General features: G+C 62.4%; 2 protein-coding genes. Both read right to left on the bottom strand.

Going from position 1 to position 937, the window contains the following annotated elements:
• Positions 1 to 203, bottom strand: a 203-nt coding sequence (locus ASU03_RS18850) for a methionine biosynthesis protein MetW (RefSeq protein ID WP_157465983.1), incomplete at its 3' end; no start/stop codon positions are given.
• Between the two features lie 7 nt (positions 204 to 210).
• A partial coding sequence (gene metX / locus ASU03_RS20235) for a homoserine O-acetyltransferase MetX (protein WP_082627359.1) occupies positions 211 to 937 on the bottom strand: 727 nt, incomplete at its 5' end.

Here is a 937-nt window from a genome sequence, read left to right as displayed (position 1 = left end):
CCCTTGTCCAGGTCCTGCTCGATCACGTTGATGCCCTTGGCCACGCACTGGGCGATGTTGTCCGGGTCGTTTTCCAGGCCATAGCCGGTGACTTGCTTGTTGTCGCGCAGCCAGCTCAGCAGTTCGCCATCGCCGCAACCGAGGTCGAGCACGCGGCTGCCGGCGGGGATCCAGTCTTGGATGATTTCCAGGTAGGCTCTCATGGCGTTCTCACCAAGTTACGCGGCTCATGTAGTTGCTGAAAGCCTGCAAATAGCGCGGGATCGGGATCAGGAAGGCATCGTTGCCTTGCGGTGCATCGATCTCCAGGTAGTAGACGTCTTTGCGCGCGGCCATCAGCGCCTCCACCAGTTCCCGCGAACGGGCCGGGGCGAAGCGCCAGTCGGTGGTGAACGACATCACGCAGAACTTGGCGCTGGCACCCTCGAAGGTTTTCGCCAGGTCGTCATCAAAGTTTGCCGCCGGGTCGAAGTAGTCCAGGGCCTTGGTCATCAGCAGGTAGGTGTTGGCGTCGAAACGCCCAGAGAACTCCTCGCCCTGGTAACGCAGGTAGCTTTCGACCTGGAACTCGACGCTGTGGACGTCGTAGTTGAGCTTCTCGCTCTTGAGCCCACGGCCGAATTTCTCGCCCATGGAGTCATCGGACAGGTAGGTGATGTGCCCGACCATCCGTGCCAGCATCAGCCCGCGCTTGGGGATCACACCCGCTTCCTGGAACGAACCGCCGTGGAACTCCGGGTCGGTGAGGATTGCCTGGCGCGCCACTTCGTTGAACGCGATGTTCTGCGCCGACAACTTGGGGGCCGAGGCGATGGCCAGGCAATGGCGCACACGGTCAGGGTAAGTGATGGTCCATTGCAGCGCCTGCATGCCGCCCAGGCTGCCGCCGATCACCGCCGCCCATTGGCTTATGCCGAGCAGGTCGGCCAGGCGTGCC

Source organism: Colwellia sp. TT2012 (genome assembly GCF_001440345.1).
GTDB lineage: Bacteria > Pseudomonadota > Gammaproteobacteria > Enterobacterales > Alteromonadaceae > Colwellia.
The sequence above is the reverse complement of the archived record's forward strand: the minus strand, read 5'-3'. Positions and strand labels throughout refer to the sequence as shown.